General features: G+C 71.0%; 17 protein-coding genes and 1 pseudogene. 9 read left to right on the forward strand and 9 right to left on the reverse strand.

Annotated elements, in window-relative coordinates; translation table 11 throughout:
* Positions 1–104 precede the first annotated feature (104 nt).
* Positions 105–410 (forward strand): annotated as a pseudogene (locus ACZ7IB_RS09800) (winged helix-turn-helix domain-containing protein); the annotation flags it as partial.
* Complete coding sequence (locus ACZ7IB_RS09805; protein ID WP_470910868.1) at positions 407–1,627, forward strand: sensor histidine kinase; 1,221 nt, start codon at positions 407–409, stop codon at positions 1,625–1,627. The pseudogene ACZ7IB_RS09800 and the gene ACZ7IB_RS09805, both read left to right, overlap by 4 nt.
* Here ACZ7IB_RS09805 and ACZ7IB_RS09810 read toward each other — a convergent pair.
* Complete coding sequence (locus tag ACZ7IB_RS09810; protein WP_470910870.1) at positions 1,561–3,381, reverse strand: VWA domain-containing protein; 1,821 nt, start codon at positions 3,379–3,381, stop codon at positions 1,561–1,563. The genes ACZ7IB_RS09805 and ACZ7IB_RS09810 overlap by 67 nt on opposite strands.
* A gap of 511 nt (positions 3,382–3,892) precedes the next feature.
* Between ACZ7IB_RS09810 and ACZ7IB_RS09815 the strand changes: the two genes are divergently transcribed.
* Positions 3,893–4,294, forward strand: a complete 402-nt coding sequence (locus ACZ7IB_RS09815; protein ID WP_470910872.1) for an RNA-binding S4 domain-containing protein — start codon at positions 3,893–3,895, stop codon at positions 4,292–4,294.
* Positions 4,295–4,445: 151 nt separating this feature from the next.
* Here ACZ7IB_RS09815 and ACZ7IB_RS09820 read toward each other — a convergent pair whose 3' ends face one another.
* From ACZ7IB_RS09820 to ACZ7IB_RS09835, 4 genes are all read right to left on the reverse strand, one after another.
* Positions 4,446–6,404 (reverse strand): FUSC family protein, encoded by a 1,959-nt coding sequence (locus tag ACZ7IB_RS09820; RefSeq protein ID WP_470910874.1) that lies wholly within the window; start codon positions 6,402–6,404, stop codon positions 4,446–4,448.
* A 22-nt stretch (positions 6,405–6,426) separates the two neighbouring features.
* Complete coding sequence (locus ACZ7IB_RS09825) at positions 6,427–6,678, reverse strand: DUF2630 family protein (RefSeq protein WP_470910876.1); 252 nt, start codon at positions 6,676–6,678, stop codon at positions 6,427–6,429.
* A gap of 36 nt (positions 6,679–6,714) precedes the next feature.
* Positions 6,715–7,662 carry an NADP-dependent oxidoreductase gene (locus tag ACZ7IB_RS09830; protein WP_470910878.1) on the reverse strand — a complete coding sequence of 316 codons (948 nt, stop codon included), beginning with the start codon at positions 7,660–7,662 and terminating at the stop codon, positions 6,715–6,717.
* Between the two features lie 89 nt (positions 7,663–7,751).
* The gene (locus tag ACZ7IB_RS09835) at positions 7,752–8,648 is read right to left on the reverse strand and encodes a hypothetical protein (protein ID WP_470910879.1); all 897 of its coding nucleotides are present in this window, start codon (positions 8,646–8,648) and stop codon (positions 7,752–7,754) included.
* A gap of 119 nt (positions 8,649–8,767) precedes the next feature.
* Here ACZ7IB_RS09835 and ACZ7IB_RS09840 point away from each other — a divergent pair, with 119 nt between their 5' ends.
* Positions 8,768–9,178 carry a hypothetical protein gene (locus tag ACZ7IB_RS09840; RefSeq protein ID WP_470910881.1) on the forward strand — a complete coding sequence of 137 codons (411 nt, stop codon included), beginning with the start codon at positions 8,768–8,770 and terminating at the stop codon, positions 9,176–9,178.
* A 203-nt stretch (positions 9,179–9,381) separates the two neighbouring features.
* Here ACZ7IB_RS09840 and ACZ7IB_RS09845 read toward each other — a convergent pair whose 3' ends face one another.
* The 3 genes from ACZ7IB_RS09845 to ACZ7IB_RS09855 all read right to left on the reverse strand — a co-directional run bounded on the left by ACZ7IB_RS09845 (position 9,382) and on the right by ACZ7IB_RS09855 (position 11,689).
* A complete protein-coding gene (locus ACZ7IB_RS09845) occupies positions 9,382–9,804 on the reverse strand; it encodes a universal stress protein (RefSeq protein WP_327274239.1) in 423 nt (140 codons plus the stop codon).
* 119 nt (positions 9,805–9,923) lie between these two features.
* Positions 9,924–10,577 carry an FMN reductase gene (locus ACZ7IB_RS09850; protein ID WP_470911184.1) on the reverse strand — a complete coding sequence of 218 codons (654 nt, stop codon included), beginning with the start codon at positions 10,575–10,577 and terminating at the stop codon, positions 9,924–9,926.
* A gap of 23 nt (positions 10,578–10,600) precedes the next feature.
* Complete coding sequence (locus ACZ7IB_RS09855) at positions 10,601–11,689, reverse strand: LLM class flavin-dependent oxidoreductase (protein ID WP_470910884.1); 1,089 nt, start codon at positions 11,687–11,689, stop codon at positions 10,601–10,603.
* A gap of 157 nt (positions 11,690–11,846) precedes the next feature.
* On the opposite strand from ACZ7IB_RS09855, the gene ACZ7IB_RS09860 reads away from it, so the two are divergent.
* The 4 genes from ACZ7IB_RS09860 to ACZ7IB_RS09875 all read left to right on the forward strand — a co-directional run bounded on the left by ACZ7IB_RS09860 (position 11,847) and on the right by ACZ7IB_RS09875 (position 15,280).
* On the forward strand, positions 11,847–11,987 hold the full coding sequence (locus ACZ7IB_RS09860; protein WP_256260242.1) for a DUF6126 family protein: 141 nt from the start codon (positions 11,847–11,849) through the stop codon (positions 11,985–11,987).
* 19 nt (positions 11,988–12,006) lie between these two features.
* Positions 12,007–13,560, forward strand: a complete 1,554-nt coding sequence (locus ACZ7IB_RS09865; protein WP_470910886.1) for a hypothetical protein — start codon at positions 12,007–12,009, stop codon at positions 13,558–13,560.
* A gap of 114 nt (positions 13,561–13,674) precedes the next feature.
* The gene (locus ACZ7IB_RS09870) at positions 13,675–14,085 is read left to right on the forward strand and encodes a VOC family protein (RefSeq protein ID WP_470910889.1); all 411 of its coding nucleotides are present in this window, start codon (positions 13,675–13,677) and stop codon (positions 14,083–14,085) included.
* A gap of 55 nt (positions 14,086–14,140) precedes the next feature.
* The gene (locus ACZ7IB_RS09875; protein WP_470910891.1) at positions 14,141–15,280 is read left to right on the forward strand and encodes a Fic family protein; all 1,140 of its coding nucleotides are present in this window, start codon (positions 14,141–14,143) and stop codon (positions 15,278–15,280) included.
* Between the two features lie 71 nt (positions 15,281–15,351).
* On the opposite strand, the gene ACZ7IB_RS09880 is transcribed toward ACZ7IB_RS09875, so the two are convergent.
* Positions 15,352–16,779 carry an FtsW/RodA/SpoVE family cell cycle protein gene (locus tag ACZ7IB_RS09880; RefSeq protein WP_470910893.1) on the reverse strand — a complete coding sequence of 476 codons (1,428 nt, stop codon included), beginning with the start codon at positions 16,777–16,779 and terminating at the stop codon, positions 15,352–15,354.
* A gap of 205 nt (positions 16,780–16,984) precedes the next feature.
* Here ACZ7IB_RS09880 and ACZ7IB_RS09885 point away from each other — a divergent pair, with 205 nt between their 5' ends.
* Positions 16,985–17,170, forward strand: a complete 186-nt coding sequence (locus ACZ7IB_RS09885; protein ID WP_405686425.1) for a hypothetical protein — start codon at positions 16,985–16,987, stop codon at positions 17,168–17,170.
* The last annotated feature ends 5 nt before the right edge of the window (positions 17,171–17,175 follow it).

Raw genomic sequence — 17,175 nt, forward strand, 5'->3', positions numbered from 1 at the left:
TTTCGGGGGAGAAAGGGGTCAGGTTTCTCGATCTCGGCGCAGGCGACTGTTGGGAAAATCTGTTAGGTTTCCCGGGGTGGGTGTGGGGGGGGGGGGCGCTGCGGCGGCGCACCCCCCGCCCCGTACCGCCGCAGCTGGAGCGGCACGGCATCCGGCTCGACACCGTACGGCGCACCGCTTCCCGGGAGGGGCGGGAGCTGGACCTCTCGCCGAAGGAGTTCTCGGTGCTGCAACTGCTGCTGGAGGCCGACGGCGGGACCGTCAGCGCCGAGGAGCTGCTGGAGCGGGCCTGGGACGCCAACGCCGATCCGTTCACCGGCGCCGTCCGCGTCTGCATGAGCAAACTGCGCGGGAAGCTCGGGGACCCGGCCCTGATCCGTACGGTGCAGGGTGTGGGGTACGCCCTGTGAAGCGTCTGTCGCGCGTTCCGCACGTCCAGCACTCCACGATCCGGACGAGGATCGCGCTCGTGTACGGCGGGGTGTTCCTGGTGCTCGGGACGGCGCTGCTCGTCACCGTCAACCTCGCCGTCGGCGCGGGTACGGACTCCCAGGCGCGTGACATCGCCCGCACGGCCGTGGTCGTCCAGCCCGGATACGCGGTGAACGGCCCTCTCATCACCCGGCGCAGCCTCGGGCCGCCCACCGTCTACGACCTCACCGACCACGTCAGCGACGCGGCCGGTCATCAGCTGCTCGTGTGGTCCGCGGCCTCGCTGCTCGTCATGACGGCCTGCGCGGTCGGCGTGGGGTGGTGGACCGCGGGGCGGGTCCTGCGCCCCGTCCACGCCATGACCGCGAAGGCGCGCCGGCTCTCCGAGCACACCCTGCACGAACGGATCGCGTCCAGCGGCCCCGACGACGAACTGAAGGAGCTCGGCGACACGCTCGACGCGCTGCTGGCCCGGCTGGAGAAGGCGTTCGACAGCCAGCGGCGTTTCATCGCCAACGCCTCGCACGAGCTGCGGACACCGCTCGCCACCCAGCGGACCGCGATCCAGATCGGCCTCGACGATCCGTCCCAGGAGGATCTCGTACGGACCCGGCAGACGCTCCTGGACAACAACCGGCGCAGCGAGCGGCTCATCGAGGGGCTGCTGGTCCTGGCGCGCAGCGAGCGCGGGCTCGCCGCGGGCGAGCGGGAAGCGGTGGACCTTGCCCAGGTGGTGGCGGAGGAGGTGGCCCGGCACCCGGGAGTGAAGGTCGATGCCGGGCCCTGTGCGGTACGGGGGAACCGGCTGCTGCTCGCCCAGCTGGTGGCGAATCTGCTGGCCAACGCCGTCACGTACAACGTGCCCGACGGGACGGTGGAGGTGTCCCTGGTGACGGCGGGCGACGGGGTGCTGCTGGAGGTGCGCAACACCGGGCCGGTGGTGGACGCGGCGGACATCCCCGGGCTGTTCGAGCCGTTCCGGCGGGGCGAGGGCAAGGACCGGATGGGGCGCGGGTCGGGGCTCGGTCTCTCGATCGTTCGTTCTATCGCTGTGGCGCACGGCGGTACGGTCACGGCGGTGCCGGGCCCCGAGGGCGGGCTCGCCGTGACCGTACGCCTGCCGGTGGATCAGTTCTCGGCCGCAGCTTCGCGGGCCGTGATCCAGGCGGGGAGGGCGGCGAGGACCTCGCGGTAGAACGTGGTGTCCGCGACCTCGCGGGGGGCGGGGCCCGCGTGGAAGAACCCGGCGTTCGGGATGTCCAGCTTCCGCAGGAAGTCGAAGCCCTTCGCGTCCTCGTCGCCGAACGCGACGAACTGGAAGAACAGCGGCAGCCGTGCCGCCTCGGCCAGCGCCTGCTTGGCGGGCTGCTTGGCGTCCGGAGGGCCGTCCGTCTGGAAGATCACCAGGGCGGGGCCGGTGGCCTCCGACTTCTCGTAGTGCGCGACGACCTCTTCGACGGCGCGGTGGTAGTTCGTACGGCCGAGGCGGCCCAGGCCCGCGTTCAGCTCGTCGATCCGGCCCTCGTGCGAGGTGAGGTCGACCGTGCCGGTGCCGTCGATGTCGGTCGAGAAGAAGACGACGGGGACGGTGGCGTTCTCGTCCAGGTGGGCGGCGAGGGCCAGGGTGCGGTCGCCCAGGTGCTGGGCGCTGCCGTCCTTGTAGAACGGCCGCATGGAGCCGGAGCGGTCGAGGACCAGGTAGACGGTGGCGCGCAGCCCGGTCAGCCCGTGCGCCTCCAGCCCGGCCTGGGCGGCCTTGTACGAGTCGACGAGCCCGGGCGCGTGGGACTTGACCTGGGCGAGGGGGAGGGCGGGCTCGGCAGCCGGGGTTGCTTCGGGGGCCGTGTCGGCCGGGGTTTCGGCCTTCGGCTCGACCTCGGCGGGGGCTTCGACCTCGGCCTCGACTGCAGTGGACGTGGTCTCCGGCTCGACCTCGGCGGGGGCCTCGGCGGCGACGGGCTCGGGCTCCGGCTCGACCTTGGTGGCGGGTGCGGCCACCGGCTCCGGCTCGGCCTCGGCGGCGACGGGCTCCAGCTCGGCGGGGGCTTCGGCCTCGACGGCAGTGGACGCGGCCTCCGGCTCGACCTCGGTGGGGGCCTCGGCCCCGGCGGCGACGGGCTCGGGCTCCGGCTCGACCTTGGCGGGGGGTGCGGCCACCGGCTCCGGCTCGGCCTCGACCTCAACGGGCTCCGGCTCGGCCTCGGCGGCGACGGGCTCCGGCTCGGTCTCGACCTCAACCGGCTCCGGCTCGGTCTCGGCGGCGACGGGCTCCGGCTCGGTCTCGGCGGTGGGTGCAACCTCCGGCTCGGTGGGGGCCTCGACCTCAACGGGCTCCAGCTCGGCGGCGGGTGCGGCCACCGGCTCCGGCTCGGCCTCGGCGGTGACCGGTTCAGGCTCGGTCTCGGCGGTGGGTGCAACCTCCGGCTCGGTGGGGGCCTCGGGCTGCGGCTCGGCGGGAGCCTCTGCCTCGGCGGCAGTAGGCGCGGCCTCCGGCTCGACCTCGGCAGCGGGTGCAGCCTCCGGCTCCGGCTCCGCAGCCACCGGCTCGACCTCGACCTCGTCGGGCTTCGCAGCCACCGGCTCCGCAGACTCGGCCTCCGGCTCCGGCTCCGCCGGCTTCGGTTTCGGCTTCGGGGCCGAGCCCTGTGCCGGGACCGTGGCGATGGACGCCTTGTCGAAGGCCGCCGCCACCAGGTCCGATGCCAGACCGCTGTCGCCGGTGGCAGACCGGTGAGAGGTGGGGGCCGGTACCGAGGCCTTGGTGGCCGAGGCGGTTTCGCGCACCGAGGCGGTCTCCGCAGCCGACTCGTCCACCGTTACCGTGACCGGCTCCGACTCCGCGGGTGCGGTGCGTTCGGTCTGGGGCGGGACCGTGGCCGTCGGCGCCGGCGCGTCCTGCTCCGCGCGGTCGCGGCCGAACACCTTGCGCAGCAAGCTCCGAATGCCCATGGGCGAGGCCTTTCGCGTGAGTTGGGTGCGATAAATGTCCGACCTGCGGGATTCATCCCTGGCCAGGGCGGATACGTAAGGTTAGCGGCCGGATCCGGCCGTTCGGCGGTGCGGCCCGCCCGTGGGACAACTGAGCCGCAACCGATCCCTGACCGAGTCCTGTGCGCATGCCGTGCGGGCCTGATGTGCGTCGTTCAAATGTGCCTATCCGGTCCCGAGTTGCCTTGTCAGCGTGTGCGGCCGGTGCGTCTGACAAATAGCCAGACGCACCGTTGTCTGTTTTATCCGCATGCGTTATCAAGAAGGGCCCTCACATGGGAAAACGATCCCGCAGAAGACGTCTTGCGGCCTGTGCCGTGGCGGCGGGCGCGATGTTTTCCGGAAATGCGGAGCGTGCAAACGTGAGGTGTACAGCTACAACATGGCCGAGGTGATCAGCGACTTCGGCTGATCCGCATGACCTGACCCGCATGACCTGACCTGACGCGCGTGCCGCACTAGAGTCGGTTGCATGGTTTCCGGTGAGGCGCCGCAGGCGGAGGGAAGCGTTCGGGTCGACGTCTGGATCTGGTCGGTCCGGCTGACGAAGACCCGCTCGCAGGCCGCTGCCGCCTGCCGCGCGGGACATGTGAAGGTCGCCGGCGAGCGCGCCAAGCCCGCCCAGGTGTTGCACGTCGGCGACGAGGTACGGCTCCGGCACGCGGGCCGGGACCGGATCGTCGTCGTGTCGAAGATCGTGAAGAAGCGGGTCGGCCCTCCGGTGGCGGCGGATTGCTTCATCGACAACAGCCCGCCCCCGCCGCCGCGCGAGGTGGCGATCCAGGTTCCGGTGCGGGACCGGGGCGCGGGGCGGCCGACGAAGCGGGACCGGCGGGAGATGGAGCGGTTGCGGGGGGCCGGGCCCACGGGGTGACGTGGTGACCGGGGCCGTCCGGTGGCCGTTCTGTCCTCGAGCGCCGGACGGGCTGATAAGGATTGCCCTCAACCGCCGGACGGGCTTGATGGTGCGCCCCGGACGGGCCCGACTTGATCGTGCACCCCGGACGGGCCTGCGGAGAGCGCGGCTACGGCTGAGGTGAGGCGATCGCCCTCGCCGCAGCCACCTCCTGGCGCAGCGGAGCCAGCACCCCCTCCTCGTCGCCCGGCAGTTCGGCGCGTACGCCGACCAGGGTCTCGCTCGCACGTATCCCGTCCGCCAGTTCCCGTAGTTGCCGCTGGATCTCGGCCACCTCCGCGGCGGGCGGTTCCGGTGCTCCGTGGTTGACGCGGACCCGGGCCGCCGTCGTCGCGTCCACGATGCGTTCGACCGCGACGACCAGCGGCCACCACGCGGCGGCGCGGGTGCCGACCGGGGGCGGTTCTGTCAGGGCGCGCTGGAATTCGGAACGTATGACGGACAGATCGCGGTAGATACGGCGCCGGGCCCGCACCCGTTCCGCGCGGTCACCGGAGCCGCCCGGCTCGAACGCGTCCGCCACATAGCCGGCGATGTCCGTCACCGCGTCCGCGAGCCGGTGGCCGACCCGGACGTGCCAGCTCTCCGGCCACAGCAGATAGCCCGCCACCAGCACGATGGCGCAGCCGATCAGGCTGTCCAGGAAGCGCGGCCAGACCAACTGGACGCCCTGGTGGTTCAGCAGGTCGGACAGGAGCAGGATGACCGGGGTGATGGCCGCGGTCTGGAACGCGTACCCCTTCGCCGTGAGCGCCGGGATCAGGGCGGCGAGCACCACCATCACCGGCACGTCCCACCAGCCGATGGGCACCTCGGCGAGCACCGGTGCGGCGATCACGAGACCGGCTGTCGTGCCCACCGAGCGCAGGACGGCCCGCGAGAACACCGACCCGAAGTCCGGCTTCAGGACGAACGTGACGGTCAGCGCGACCCAGTAGGAGCGCTCCACCTGGACCAGCGAGGTCAGCGCCTGGGCCAGGCCGATACAGAGGGCGAGGCGCAGCCCGTACCGCCACGAGGGCCCGGACAGCAGCACATCGCGCGTCGTCCGCCGGATCCGTACTCCGAGCGCGGCGGGGCGTCCGAGCCGGTCGTCCACGTTGTACGGATCGGGGTCGGCCTTGTGCACGACGGCCGCCGCGTGCCGCAGCGCGCTGTCCAACGCCCGGGTGGCGGGTGAGTCCGGGGAGGGCAGGCCGGGTCTGGCGCCTCCGGTGCGGCCCTCCTCGACGGCAGCGGCCAGTTCACGTACCGCCGCCGGGATCTCGTCCGGGAGCGGGCGCCGCCGGACATGTACCGCGGGCGCCGCCTCGACGAGCGGGATGACGACATTGAGCTGGGCGAGCAGCCGCACCCCGGCGTTGCTGCGGCCGTGGTAGCGGGCCCGGCGGGCCAGGATCAGGTCGTACGAGGTGTTGAGGGACTGGGTGACGGCCTGCCGCTGCTCCTCGTACGCATCGGTGCCTGCGGCGGCGAGCATGTCGGCGACCGCGAGGTAGGTGCCCGCGACCGCGACCCGTTCCGGCAGTTTCCGGCGCAGCGGCCACGCCAGCAGCGACATGGTGAGGACGAACAGACCGCCGACCGTCAGCAGCAGCGGCGCCACCCACCAGGGGTTCGGCATCGGGAGCCCGGCGCCGACCACCGCGTTGAGCAGGAGCAGCAGCCCGGACACGGAGGCGACGGCGCCGATCGTCGACATCATTCCGGAGACCAGAGCGACGAGGGTCAGCGCGGCGACGGCCGCCCAGCCGGTCCCGAACACCAGCGTGCCGAGCATGATGCCGAGCGCGCCGAAGAGCTGCGGTACGGCGATGTTGAGGATACGCATCCGGTACGCGTCGGCGGTGTCGCCGACGACGCCGGAGAGCGCACCCATGGAGACGAGTGCGCCGTACGCGGACCGGTCCAGCGCGAAGCCGACGGCGAGCGGTGCGGCCAGGGCGACGGAGGCGCGGACGACCGCGGCCCAGGGGATGGGGGTGGATGACTGGGGGCGAAGTCCGCTCAGAAGCCAGGGCGGTGGTGCGGCGCGCCTGCGTCCGGATTCCGTCTCCGTGTCGGTCAACGCGTCCCCCTGTGTCGTGCGTTCAGCCCCAGTAGCCCTCGACCTCGTCGGCCGGCCGGACCTCCGCCCCGGACGGGTCCTCGCCGAACTCACTGAGGGCGCGGCGCCGGCGCGACAGGTCCCAGCACTGGCCGAGCCGGACCTCCACCGTACGCAGGCGGGACTTCTCTTCCTCGGTGAGGCCCATGTTCTGGGTGGAGCGGTTGCGCAGGTCCCGTTCCTCGGAGATGAGTCCGCCGATGTTGTCGATGATGTCGCGTTCCTGGTCGTCCATGGCGCCTCCTTCGGGTCCCGTGCGCGGGGCGTGGAATCAGAGCACGATGACCGTCTTGCCGCGTGCGCCGCCCGTCCGGTTCCGGTCGAGGGCCTGCGGGGCCTTCTCCAGCGGGAGTTCGATGTCGATGGGCACGCGCAGTACGCCCTCGGCGGCTCCCTCGGCCAGGACGTCGAGCAGGACCGGGGTGGGTTCGAGCCGGAAGTCGATGCCGGTCACGTCCGCGGGGAGGGCGGCTTCGGCGGCGACGCCCCGCGTGGTGAGGGCGATCCCGCCGCCGCGTACCAGCGCGGCACGGGCGGCGAAGGCGTCCGGGGTGGTGGAGACCAGGTCGACGAGTGCGTCGACGCCGTCCGGGCAGGTCTCCCGTACCGCCGCTTCGAGGGGGCGGTCCGTGGTGTCGATCGTGACGGTGGCGCCCAGGGCCGCCATCCGCTTGCGTTCGTCGCCGCGCACGGCCGCCAGCACACGTACGTCGCGGGCCGACGCGAGCTGGGTCAGATAACTGCCGACGCCCCCCGCCGCCCCGATGACCAGCAGGCTCTCGTGGCCGCGGAGCACGGCGATCTCCAGGATCTCGGCGGCCGTCATCCCGGCGGACGGCAGCGCCGCCGCGGTCCGGAGGGGGAGGCCGTCCGGGACGAGGGTGATGGCGGAGTCCTGCGGTACGGACACGTAGTCGCAGTAGGTACCGGCTCCGGACGCGGGCCCGGCCACCCGGCCGAAGACCTGGTCGCCGACCCGGAAACGGTTCCCGCCGCTGCCGATCATGTCCACCCGGCCGGCGAAGTCCACGCCGACGACCAGTGGGAACACACGCGGGGCGAGTCCGTCGTCCAGGGAGCCCTGTGCGGCCTGCCAGTCGCACGGGTTGAGTGCGGCGTACTCGATCCTGACCCGTACCTCACCGGCTTTCGGCTCGGGCTTGGGCATCTCGACCAGTGCGGGGTCGGCCCGGAATGCGCTGACGGCTATGGCTCGCATGTGGAAGACCTCTCAGTCGTCCCCGATCCGACAGTCACGAGAACCACTCTTCCCCGGCCCGCCCGCCGCCGCACGTCGAACCAGGTCCGCTACGGACGCTGCCCGCCGGCGTGCACCTTGCGCGCCGCCCACAGCCGTCCGAGCACCGCGCACAGCGCCACCGCCAGCCCCGTGGCGAACACGATCCACACGGTCGTGCGCAGCGAGCTCGTCAGCGCGTCGTACACCGCCGCCACACTGCCCGTCTCGCCGTCCGGCACCTCGGACAGCACCCGGTCGCGGGCGACCGCGATCACCGCGCGCAGCACGAGTGCCCCCAGCGCGAAACCGGACCCGGCCACCGCCGTGGCCGAGAGCGCGGCGAGCGCGGAGCGCCCGCGCCCCGGTCCGCCGCGCACCCAGGCCACGACCACGGTCAGGACGGCGAACACGACCGTGCCCACGGCGGGCCAGATGCTGCCGGCCCGCAGCCACCGGAAGGTCTGGCGCAGCTGGTCGGCCCGGTCGGCGGAGACGATCGTGATGTCGGTGTGCTGGACCGGGATCTGGTCGGCGAACGGCACCCCGTTCGCTTCCAGGTTCTGTTTGACCTGCTCGGTCACGGGCGCCAGATCGATGGTCACGGCCTCGCCGGTGTTGCCGTTCAGCGCGGCGGTGACGGCCTTGTGGGCGGTGCGGTTGGCGGCGTTCCACACGGCCTGAAAGGCGTCGGTGGTGGTGAAGGACATCACCGCCTCGTGCAGGAAGTCCCGCACGGTGCTCTGGAGCGGCCCGGCGTCGATCTGCGTCATCGTCGCGTCGGTGATGAGGTTGCCGACAGTGCTCCGCACCTCGGGGTCGGAGGCGAGCGGGGCCACCGCGGCGACGTAACGGTCCGTGTTGTCGATCTCCAGATCCACCCAGGCGGAGAATGCGCTCAGCGGGACGAGCACGGCGAGCAGCACCAGCACCACCACCGCCCAAGCCGCCGAGAGATACGTCCGCACCTCTCCAGGGAATCCCGTACGGGAGCGGCGCGCCCCGGGTCCTACGCCATCCGAGTTGCCGGGCGGCGCAGCCGGGTGTGCTCTGGAGGGAAAAGGGGCGACGGAAGGAGTTCTCCGCCATGGCGACTCATGCAGCGATGCCGACCCGTGGACGGGCCGGGGCCGGGTCAAGTGAACGTCGGCACAGCGCGCGCGCCTGGGCCATACCCGTCACGCTGGGCGCGGCGTACGGCCTCTACGCCTCGTTCATCCTCCGCAACAACGGCGCGAGCGGCGGCCGGCAGTTCTGGTACGGCCTGATCGGTGCGGTGGTGCTCGCCGTTCTCTGTTTCGGGCTGGGCCGGATCCAGCACACCATGATCCCCCTGGCGCGGGCGGTGGTGTACGGCGCGCTGACAGCCGCGGCGATCGGCCTGCTGGTCGGGCTGACCGATTCGAGCGTGCTGCGGTCCTCGGCGCTGGGACTTGCGGTCGGCCTCGGGATGTTCATCACGACCTTCTACATCTTCTACACGCGAGAGAAGACGTGAGCGCGTCTTCCGCCGCATCCTTGACCTTCTCCGTGGGGGAAGCCCCGGCATCATCGGTGCCGCGGCTTCCCCTTCGGCATGAGCAGGTACGGGGCGAGAGGGGGCACGGGGTGGAGCGCGAGGTGGCACGGGTGGGGCCGCGCCGACATGAGGACGGGCCCGCACAGGGCGCGGGCCCGTCCTCATCTGCCACGCGGTTGCGGTCAGTCGCGTACGACCGTCACCGGGCACGGCGCGTGCTGGGTGACATGGAGGCTGACCGAGCCGAGCAGGGTCGCCTTGAAGCCGCTGTAGCCCCGAGCCCCGACGACCAGCAGATTCGCGCCCTTGGCTCGTTCCAGCAGGGACTGGGCCGGGTTGCCGATCACCACGACCTTGCTGACCGCGGCCGCGCCCTCGGCGCCCAGGGCCTCCTCCAGTGCCTCGGTGAGGGATACGGTCGCCACCGCCTGCGGGTCGAAGTCCTCCGGCATGCCCGGCATCATGGACGCCCAGCTGGTCGCGGGGTACTCCCAGCTGTTGACGGCCTCCACCGTGTCACCGGTCAGTTCCGCCTGGCGTACGGCCCAGTGCAGTGCCTTGATCGACGACTCGGAGCCGTCAACGCCCACCACGATCCTGCCCATCTCTGCCTCCAGCTCGGTTCGGCTCAGTGCGCAGAGGCGTCGTGCGAGAAGATCTCGCACGACGCATCTTTCGGTCCAACTCTAATCAAACCGGACAGGGCTTCGAATGGCGGGTCCCCTCAGTCCAGCCGGAGGTCGGCGAGTTGCTGCTCGAACGGCACGACCTCGCCGTCGAGCCCGAGCGCCCTCGACGCCCCGGAGGCCGCCCGGCCACCCGTGATCATGGTCGCGAGCTCGCCGCCCGCACGCCGGATGCGGGACGGCAGGCCGTCGGTGTACTCGTCGCCGGACGAGCCCCAGTCCTCCGATGCCGCGTACACGGAGGTCGGTACGACGGTGGCCCGCAGGTAGGCGAAGAGCGGACGCATCGCGTGTTCCAGGACGAGGGAGTGGCGCGCGGTGCCCCCCGTCGCCGCGATGACGACGGGCTTGCCGGTCAGCGCCGTGTTGTCGATCAGGTCGAAGAACGACTTGAACAGTCCGCTGTACGAGGCGGTGAAGACGGGCGAGACGGCGATCAGGCCGTCCGCCTCCGTCACCTCCTTGATCGCCTCGTCCAGCGTGCTGGGCGGGAACCCGGTGACCAGGTGGTTGGCGATGTCGACGGCCAGGTCGCGCAGGTCGATCATCCGGACCTCGACCGTGCGGTCCTGCTCGGCCATCAGACGCTCGCGGGCGGCGCCGGCCAGCCGCTCGGCCAGCAGCCGGGTCGACGAGGGGCTGCTGAGCCCGGCCGACACGGCGACGATCCTCAGGGGTTCGGTGGCGAACACGGTGGACACGGTGGACACGGTGGTCAGGCCTCCTTCGTGGCCGTGCGGGCGGCGACGGCCGGGTGTACGGGGGCGGAGTCCGGGACTCCGGCCGGCCGCAGGTTGGCGAACTCCTTGCGCAGCACCGGGACGACCGCCTCGCCGAGGATGTCGAGCTGCTCCAGGACCGTCTTCAGCGGCAGCCCCGCGTGGTCCATCAGGAACAGCTGGCGCTGGTAGTCGCCGACGGCATCCCGGAAGGACAGGGTCCGCTCGATGACCTCCTGCGGGGAGCCGACGGTCAGCGGGGTCTGCTGGGAGAAGTCCTCCAGGGAAGGGCCGTGTCCGTAGACCGGTGCGTTGTCGAAGTACGGGCGGAACTCCCGTACCGCGTCCTGCGAGTTCTTCCGCATGAACACCTGGCCGCCGAGACCGACGATGGCCTGCTCGGCGGTGCCGTGCCCGTAGTGCGCGTACCGCTGCCGGTAGAGGTCCACCATCTTCTTGGTGTGCTCGATGGGCCAGAAGATGTTGTTGTGGAAGAAGCCGTCCCCGTAGTACGCGGCCTGCTCCGCGATCTCCGGGGAGCGGATGGATCCGTGCCAGACGAACGGCGGGACGCCGTCCAGCGGGCGCGGGGTCGCGGTGAAGGACTGCAGCGGCGTACGGAACTTGCCCTCCCAGTCGACGACGTCCTCGCGCCACAGCTTGTGCAGCAGGGCGTAGTTCTCGATGGCGAGCGGGATGCCCTGGCGGATGTCCTTGCCGAACCAGGGGTAGACCGGTCCGGTGTTGCCGCGGCCCATCATCAGGTCGACGCGGCCGTCCGCGAGGTGCTGGAGCGTCGCGTAGTCCTCGGCGATCTTCACCGGGTCGTTGGTGGTGATCAGCGTCGTGGACGTGGACAGGATGATGTGGTCGGTGCGGGCGGCGATGTAGCCGAGCGTGGTCGTCGGCGAGGACGGGACGAACGGCGGGTTGTGGTGCTCGCCGGTCGCGAAGACGTCCAGCCCGACCTCCTCCGCCTTCTGGGCGATGGCGATGGTGGCCTTGATCCGCTCGTGCTCGCTCGGTGTCCTGCCGGTCGTCGGGTCGGTAGTGACGTCTCCGACGGTGAAGATCCCGAACTCCATGGCGCCCGCCTCCAGGTTTGTTGAACTTTGAACTATGTGGGCACACCCTACAACGGAGCACCCCCCTGACCTATTCCGCGGGGTCTTCGGGCCGGTGCGTACCCTGGACGGGACGCGCGGACCGGCCACGGGCCGCACTTTTGACGGAGGCAGGGCAGTGAGCGGGAGCGGCGGCGAGAGCGAGCGCTGGAAGGAGCGCGGCGTGGCCCTGCGCGTCTTCGTCTACGTCTTCGCCACGCATCTCTTCGCGGGCTTCATCTGGATCCTGTTCTACGTGGGCGAGCACGCCAAGAAGTGAAGTGAGCGGGGTGGGGGACATGGACGGCACCACACGGGCGCGCCTGGACGCGGCGCTTGCGGCGGACGGCATCTGGAGCGCTCTCTTTGTGCTGGCCGAGGAGGCGCCGGCCGATCTGCCCGGCGCCGTCGAGGCCCGATACGGCCAGGCGTCGAAGGATGAGCGGCGTCACCTCTCGTGGCTGCTCGGGGCCCTCGGCGAACCGGCTGTCCCGGTGCTCCTGCGCCTGCTGGGCGGGAGCGGCGACGACGGCGCGGTGGAGCTGCTGGGCACGGCGGTGCAGCGGCGACTGAAGCTTCCGGCGGCCGAGCTGCACCGCCTAGCCGAGGAGCTCGGCGCGAGGGAACCCCTCGTGGACGCCATGGGCCTGTCCGACGCTCCCGACTTCGCGCCGTTCCTCGGAGACCTGCTGGACCACAAGGCCTTGCGCGGGCGCGCGGCCCTGGCACTGGGGCGGCTCGGAGCCGGGGAGTGGACGGTGCCGATCGCGCAACGCCTCCCCGGCCTGACAGGACTGGAGTACGGCGCCTTCGTCGTGGCCCTGGAACTGCTGGACGACCCCGCCGCGATACCCCACCTCCTGCGGGAGCTGGCGGAGAAGCGGACCTCGGCGGGCGATGTGCACCACGCCCTGGTCGCCCTGACGGGCCAGAGCCCGCTGCTGCCCCTGACTCCTCCGGACGGCGAGTACGGCGAGCTCGTGAACCGCGCCTGGTCGGAGCGCCGACTCGACCACCACTACCCGCCGTCGATCGGCCCGGTCACACTCGACTCCCCGCGCCACGCACGCTTCACTGTCGAGGACGGCCGGGGCAGGATCCGGATCGACTACGACCCGCCCGCGCCCGGCTCGTCCTGGCCCCGCTGGGGCAAGTCCCTCCGTATCGACGGGGAGCGGGTCTATCACGTCGGCTCGGACTGCGGCACCTGCGAGACGACGATGTCCCTCCTCGGCTGGCCGCCCCGGGCGGCCCGGGAGGGCGCGGACCGCCTGCGCACCGCGCTGGCCGACCTCGACGACCTGGGCTCCGGCGCCCTCGACGCCGCTGCTCCCCTCATCGAGGAGCTCCCGACCGGCCACTACCGCGCCCACCTGGCCGACCTCGCCCTGGAGCGGGTGACCGACCCGGAGGCGTCGTGGTGGGCCCGGCGCCACGAGCTGCGCGTGGACGCCGAGCCGTACACCGAGGACCCCCTCGACGACTGGCCGGGCACCGACCACTTCCAGCTGCGCGACCGCATCCCCGGCGAGACCCCGACGTACGGCGTACTGCTCCCGTCCCAGCCGCTGGACGCGCTCGACGCGGACACGGTGGCCCGGTACACCTCGGCGATCACGGCAGGCCACCGCCCCGCCGCCCTGGCCCTCGCCTGGGTCGAGGACATCTACGTCGAGGCCGAGTATTCCGAGCGCTTCCTGGTGGCCGCCGTCCTCGACGGCCACCACAGACTGGCCGCGTACGCGGCGGCCGGCGTACCCGCCAGGGTCCTGCTCCTGTCGCGGGCGGAGGACAACTGGGGCGCGGAGACGGGCTGGAGCAAGGCGTTCGACGAGGTGCTGGGGCAGGCGTAGGACGGGCGGCGGAGAGCCGTGCGACCCGGGGCCGATGTGCACGACCGCACCGGCCGCCTACGCTGCGGGCCGGGGCGCGCACAGGGCGTGCCGCTGTCGGACAGGAGTCCCGCCATGCCGTTCACCGGTCAGACTCATGTCCGCATCGCCCGCCCGTCCCGGGACCTCGCCGCGGCCGAGAGATTCTGGGCAGACGGCCTCGGGCTGGACGTCCTGTTCCGCGCCGACGCGGGCCGGGAGCCCGGCACGCACGACCTGCTCATGGTGGGCCACCCGGACGCGTCCTGGCACCTCGAACTCGTCCACGGTGGCGACCATCCCACCGACCCCCGCCCCACCGACGAGGACCTGCTCGTCCTCTACTTCGACGGCCCGGTGCCGGAGGAGGTGGTGGACCGCCTGGAGGAGCACGGCGGCAAGCGGGTCGCGTCGCCGAATCCATACTGGAACGAGTGGGGCGTCACCGTCGAGGACCCGGACGGATACCGCCTCGTCCTCTGTCGGCGCGGGTGGTCCAACTCCTGACGGGGCCGCGAGGGCGCACCGAGCGAGAATGCTAGTTGCTGGGTATCACTGCATCATGCTGTACGAGATGCCGCGCCTGGATTCTGCCGACCTTCAAGTCCTGGAGCGGATCAACGACCTGCGCGAACAGCTGCGTCACGCGGTGCGACAGGCTCCGATGAAGTGGACCCTTGAGCTGAGCAAGGCCCTGACGGCCGGCGCCATCGCGGCGTCGAACACGATCGAGGGCTACGAGGTCGATGCCGTGGACGTCGCCGACCTGATGGACGGCGAGCGCGAGGTCGAGGCCAGTGACGAGAACAAGGCGGAGACGCTGGCCTACCAACAGGCCATGACGTACATCCAGTCGCTGCACGACGTGAGCGATTTCCGCTACAGCAAGGAACTCCTCAACGGCCTGCACTGGATGCTCCAGGGGCATCACCACCCCCGCAGGCTCGCCGGGCAGTGGCGCAGGACCTCGATCCGCATCACCGCACCGGGCGACGAGCTCGCCACCGATTACGAAGGCCCTGACCAGGAGCGGGTTCCCGGGCTCATGAGCGAGCTCGTGGACTGGCTCAACGAAGGCGACCTGGACAGTCATGTCCTGCTCCGTGCCGCCATGGCCCACCTGAACCTGGTGAAGATCCATCCCTGGTCCGACGGCAACGGCCGCATGTCCCGCTCACTTCAGACGCTTCTGATCGCACGGGGCGGCGTTCTCGCTCCCGAGTTCTCCTCGATCGAGGAATGGCTGGGGATGCCGGGCAACACCGGGGACTACTACAAGGTGCTGCGCGAGGTCGGCGGACCGGTCTGGTCGCCGCACCGGGACACGTCGCCCTGGATCAAGTTCAATCTCCTCGCCTACCACCAGCAGACCCAGCGTGTGCAGCGGCGCGTCGACCGGTCCAACGACTGCTGGATGCAGCTGATGGAAGAGGCCGGTACCTACGGGGTCGCTGAGCGCCAGGTCACGGCTCTGCACGAGGTGGCGATGGCCGGACGGGTGCGCCGCTCCCGCTACGAGAAGGCCGAAGCGATCAACACCCAGCAGGCGACCCGCGATCTCCAGGCACTGACCAAGGCCCAGCTGCTTACAGCCGTGGGCCGGACGAAGGGCCGCCATTACATTGCAGGGCCGCGGTTCCCGGAGCGGGTGCTGGCCACCGCCCGGCGACACCACACCATCAGTAACCCGTACGCCACGTAGCGGCACCATTCAGCGCCATCGCGCGAACCGGCGTCACGGCGCAGCCACCGCGATCCGGCGCAGGTGCTTGTTCACGGGCGCACCACCTGCGTCATCTCGAGGTCGGGGTCGAGGTCGGGGGCGGGCGAGGGGCGGCGTGCGGTGTCGCTGATGCGGATCAGGATGCCGACGAGGGCCCAGTTGGCGATGACGGAGGATCCGCCGTACGCCAGGAACGGCATCGTCATACCGGTCAGCGGGATCAGGCCCGTCACACCCCCGGCGACGACGAAGACCTGCAGCGCGAACGCGCCCGACAGGCCGATGGCGAGCAGCTTGCCGAACGGGTCGCGGGCCGCGAGGGCGGTACGTATGCCGCGCTCCACGATCAGGCCGTAGATCAGCAGGATCGCCATGACGCCCGTCAGGCCCAGTTCCTCGCCGAAGGTGGCGAGGATGAAGTCGGAGTTGGAGGCGAACCGGATGAGGTCGGAGCGGCCCTGGCCGAGGCCGGTGCCGAGGGTGCCGCCGGAGCCGAACGCCCACAGCGCCTGCATCGACTGCTCGGAGTGACCGGCCACGCCCTGGCGGCTGAGCATGTATTCGCGCATGGGGTCGAGCCAGGCCTGGACACGTTGCTGGACGTGCGGCTCGAAGGAGGCGACGCCGACGGCGCCGGCCGCGGACATCAGCAGACCGAAGACGATCCAGCTGGTCCGCTCCGTGGCGGCGTACAGCATGATGACGAACAGTCCGAAGAACAGCAGCGACGTGCCGAGGTCCGTCTCGAAGACCAGGATCAGGATCGAGAGGAACCAGATGACCAGGATCGGGCCGAGGTCACGGCCGCGCGGTAGGTACAGGCCCATGAAGCGGCGGCTGGCCAGGGCCAGCGCGTCGCGCTTGACCATCAGATAGCCGGAGAAGAAGACCGCGAGCACGATCTTCGCGAACTCACCGGGCTGAATACTGAAGCTGCCGACGTGGATCCAGATCTTGGCGCCGTATATGTCGGCGCCAAGGCCCGGGACCAGCGGAAGCAGCAGCAGAAACAGCGCACCCACCATGGAGATGTAGGTGTAGCGCTGCAGGACACGGTGGTCCTTGAGGAATATCAGCACCAGGATGAACAGCGCGATGCCCATCGCCGTGTACATCAGCTGCCGTGGCGTGGCTGTTCCCGCCTGCTTGATCGACTGCAGCAGTTCGGACTGGTCCAGCCGCCAGATGACGACCAGGCCGAGCCCATTCAGCAGCGTGGCCAGCGGCAGCAGCAGCGGGTCCGCGTACGGCGCGGACTTCCGTACGACGAGATGGGCGACACCGGCCAGCAGGCCCAGGCCCAGGCCGTAGCTCAGCAGGCCGGACGGCACTTGGTTGTTGATGGCCAGGCCCACGTTGGCGTAGGCGAACACCGGGATGACGACGGCGAACACCAGCAGCGCGAGCTCGGTGTTGCGCCGGTTGGGCGCGCCGATCGTCGACGTGCGGTGCGTCGACGATCTCGTAGGACTGCTCATCGTGTGAAGGGCCTCTCACGGCTTGCCTACTGCTGACTGCTGACCGCACAGCGAGACGACCTTCTGCTCTTCCTTCGAGAGACCGGGGTTGGGAGTGGGTGCGGTAGCGGTCCTGGACGCGGACGGCGACATCGAAGCCGGCGGAGTCGGCACTGCTGTGGCCTTGGATGCCGTTCTAGACGTGCAGAAAGCATGTGTGGTTCCTGTGGCCGTTGTACCGCTGGTGGCCAGCAGCTCCGGGACAGGTCGGCCACGCCCGTCGATGTACCGCTCGGCCGGTGGGCCACCGGGCCTGGACGCCAACGAGGCCGCCGGCGGCAAGTACGGTGCGTTCGTGACGAACGAGCGCGTCCTCGACACCGAGAAGTACAGCGTCGACATCGTCGCCTGACGCAC

It is taken from the genome of Streptomyces sp. NPDC037301 (assembly GCF_055602785.1).

Bases quoted from the DNA above. Each gene is read 5' to 3' on its own strand.
- ACZ7IB_RS09810 (WP_470910870.1), bottom strand. From the start codon at position 3,381: ATGGGCATTCGGAGCTTGCTGCGCAAGGTGTTCGGCCGCGACCGCGCG.
- ACZ7IB_RS09815 (WP_470910872.1), top strand. From the start codon at position 3,893: ATGGTTTCCGGTGAGGCGCCGCAGGCGGAGGGAAGCGTTCGGGTCGAC.
- ACZ7IB_RS09825 (WP_470910876.1), bottom strand. From the start codon at position 6,678: ATGGACGACCAGGAACGCGACATCATCGACAACATCGGCGGACTCATC.
- ACZ7IB_RS09830 (WP_470910878.1), bottom strand. From the start codon at position 7,662: ATGCGAGCCATAGCCGTCAGCGCATTCCGGGCCGACCCCGCACTGGTC.
- ACZ7IB_RS09840 (WP_470910881.1), top strand. From the start codon at position 8,768: ATGGCGACTCATGCAGCGATGCCGACCCGTGGACGGGCCGGGGCCGGG.
- ACZ7IB_RS09845 (WP_327274239.1), bottom strand. From the start codon at position 9,804: ATGGGCAGGATCGTGGTGGGCGTTGACGGCTCCGAGTCGTCGATCAAG.
- ACZ7IB_RS09855 (WP_470910884.1), bottom strand. From the start codon at position 11,689: ATGGAGTTCGGGATCTTCACCGTCGGAGACGTCACTACCGACCCGACG.
- ACZ7IB_RS09865 (WP_470910886.1), top strand. From the start codon at position 12,007: ATGGACGGCACCACACGGGCGCGCCTGGACGCGGCGCTTGCGGCGGAC.
- ACZ7IB_RS09870 (WP_470910889.1), top strand. From the start codon at position 13,675: ATGCCGTTCACCGGTCAGACTCATGTCCGCATCGCCCGCCCGTCCCGG.
- ACZ7IB_RS09875 (WP_470910891.1), top strand. From the start codon at position 14,141: ATGCTGTACGAGATGCCGCGCCTGGATTCTGCCGACCTTCAAGTCCTG.
- ACZ7IB_RS09880 (WP_470910893.1), bottom strand. From the start codon at position 16,779: ATGAGCAGTCCTACGAGATCGTCGACGCACCGCACGTCGACGATCGGC.